At 69.6% G+C, this 2,974-nt stretch carries 1 protein-coding gene; it reads right to left on the bottom strand.

The annotated features are described in order from the left end of the window. On the bottom strand, positions 1 to 2,800 hold a 2,800-nt coding region (gene secA, locus GTW08_RS27355; protein ID WP_346009978.1), incomplete at its 3' end, for a preprotein translocase subunit SecA. Between the last annotated feature and the right edge of the window lie 174 nt (positions 2,801 to 2,974).

Raw genomic sequence — 2,974 nt, forward strand, 5'->3', positions numbered from 1 at the left:
CGCGGCGCCGCTCGGCGCGGTTGACGCCGTCGTCGCCGTTCGGGGACGCGCCGCGGCCACGGGCCGGGACCTGGTGGCGACCGGTACGACCGGTGCCCGGAGCCGCCGTACCGCCCTCGCCGCGGCGCGCGACCCCGCCGTCCTCGCCCGGGCCGCTGTACTGCAGGTTCTGCGGCGGGCTGGTGCGGAACAGGTTCGGCAGGACCACGGTGGACTCGGCGGGGTCCTCGGCCGGGACCCGGCGTACGACCGGGATCTCGGTCGTCTCCGGCTCGGCCTCCTGGACGGGGGCGGCCGGCTGCTGCACCTGGACGACGACGTTGAACAGGTGCCCGATCGTCTCCTCCTTGATGCCCTCGAGCATCGCGGAGAACATGTCGAAGCCCTCGCGCTGGTACTCGATCACCGGGTCGCGCTGGGCCATGGCCCGGAGCCCGATGCCCTCCTTGAGGTAGTCCATCTCGTAGAGGTGCTCGCGCCACTTGCGGTCGATGACCTGCATCAGGACCTGGCGCTCGAGCTCGCGCATCCCGCCCTGGGCGCCGATCAACGCGTCGATCTCGGCCTCGCGCCGGGCGTACGCGGCCTCGGCGTCGGCGAGGATGACCCGCTCGAGCTCCTCGGCCGACAGGTCGTCGATGTCGTCGGCGACGGTGCGCCAGTCGAGCTGGATCGGGTACAGACCCTTGACCGCCGTCCAGAGCTTCTCGAGGTCCCAGTCCTCGGAGTAGCCCTCGGCGGTGGCGCCGGCGACGTAGGCGTGGATGACGTCCTCGAGCATGTTGCGGGTCTGGCGCTGCACGTCCTCGCCGTCGAGGACCCGGCGGCGCTCGTCGTAGATGACCTTGCGCTGCTGGTTGAGCACCTCGTCGTACTTGAGGACGTTCTTGCGGATCTCGAAGTTCTGCTGCTCGACCTGGGTCTGCGCGCTGCGGATCGCGCGGGTGACCATCCCCGCCTCGATCGGCACGTCGTCCGGCAGGTTGAACCGGTTCATGATCGACTCGACGACCTGGCCGTTGAACCGGCGCATCAGCTCGTCGCCGAGGGACAGGTAGAAGCGGGACTCGCCCGGGTCGCCCTGACGGCCGGACCGGCCGCGCAACTGGTTGTCGATGCGGCGGGACTCGTGGCGCTCGGTGCCGAGCACGTAGAGCCCGCCCGCGGCGCGGACCTCGTCGGCCTCGGCCTTGACCTGCTTGCGCATGCGGTCGAGCACCGCGTCCCACGCGGCCTCGTACTGCTCACGGGTCTCGACCGGGTCCAGGCCCTGGCTGCGCAGCTCCAGGTCGGCGAGGAACTCGGGGTTGCCGCCGAGCATGATGTCGGTACCGCGACCGGCCATGTTCGTGGCGACGGTGACGGCGCCCGCGTGCCCGGCCTGGGCGATGATCTGCGCCTCACGCGCATGGTTCTTCGCGTTGAGCACCTCGTGCGGCACACCGCGGCGCAACAGCAGCGTCGCCAGGTACTCGGACTTCTCGACGCTCGTCGTACCGATCAGGACCGGCTGGCCCTTCTCGTGCTTCTCGGCGATGTCGTCGGCGACCGCCTCGAACTTCGCGGGCTCGGTCTTGTAGATCAGGTCGGCCTGGTCGGCGCGCACCCGCGGCCGGTTCGGCGGGATCGAGACGACCGACATCTTGTAGATCTCGTGGAGCTCGGCGGCCTCGGTCTGGGCCGTACCGGTCATGCCGGCGAGCTTGTCGTAGAGCCGGAAGAAGTTCTGCAGCGTGATCGTCGCCAGGGTCTGGTTCTCCGGCTTGATCTCGACGCCTTCCTTGGCCTCGATCGCCTGGTGCATGCCCTCGTTGTAGCGACGGCCGGCGAGCACACGACCGGTGAACTCGTCGACGATCAGGACCTCACCGTCGTTGACGATGTAGTCCTTGTCCTTCTTGAACAGCTCCTTGGCCTTGACCGCGTTGTTCAGGTAGCCGACCAGCGGGGTGTTCGCGGACTCGTAGAGGTTGTCGATGCCGAGCTGGTCCTCGATCAGCGCGACACCATCCTCGGTGATGCCGACGGTGCGCTTGCGCTCGTCGACCTCGTAGTGGATGTCCTTGGACAGCATCGGCGCGAGCCGCGCGAACTCCTGGTACCAGCGGGCGCTCTGCTCGGCCGGGCCGGAGATGATCAGCGGCGTGCGGGCCTCGTCGATGAGGATCGAGTCCGCCTCGTCGACGATGGCGAAGTTGTGCCCGCGCTGGACCATGTCGGCGGTGTTCCACGCCATGTTGTCGCGCAGGTAGTCGAAACCGAACTCGTTGTTCGTGCCGTACGTGACGTCGCAGGCGTACTGCTCGCGGCGCTGCGCCGGGGTCATCTCCGACAGGATCACGCCGACGGTGAGACCGAGCCAGCGGTGGATGCGGCCCATGGTCTCGGAGTCGCGCTTGGCGAGGTAGTCGTTCGTGGTGACCACGTGCACGCCGTCGCCGGGCAGCGCGTTGAGGTAGACGGCCAGCGTCGAGGTCAGGGTCTTGCCCTCACCGGTGCCCATCTCCGACACGTTGCCCATGTGCAGCGCACCGGCACCCATCAGCTGCACGGTGAACGGACGCTGACCCAGCGTGCGCCGGGCGGCCTCGCGCACGGTGGCGAAGGCCTCGGGCAGCAGCTCGTCGAGCGACTCGCCGTCGGCGTGGCGACGGCGGAACTCGTCGGTCTTGGCGCGCAGCTGCGTATCGGTGAGGCCCTCGAAATCGGGCTCCAGTCCGTCGATGTGCGCGGCGATCTTCGCGAGCCGCTTCACCAGCTTGGTCTCGCCGGCCCGGAGGAGTCGACTCAGGAAGGGCACTGCCGACCTCATTCACGTCGCGGTCAGGTCACGGGGCCCCACCACGGTCTCCGCGCACGCCCGGCACCCGGTCGGCGCCGTGAACGGCACCGGCGCGGCACCGGCGCGGCGCGGCGGGCGGACCCCGCCGACCATGGTACGGGCACGCCGTGGCAGGTCCGCGCCGCGGCGGGG

The organism is Pseudonocardia sp. SID8383, assembly GCF_009864975.1.
Classification (GTDB): domain Bacteria; phylum Actinomycetota; class Actinomycetes; order Mycobacteriales; family Pseudonocardiaceae; genus Pseudonocardia; species Pseudonocardia alni.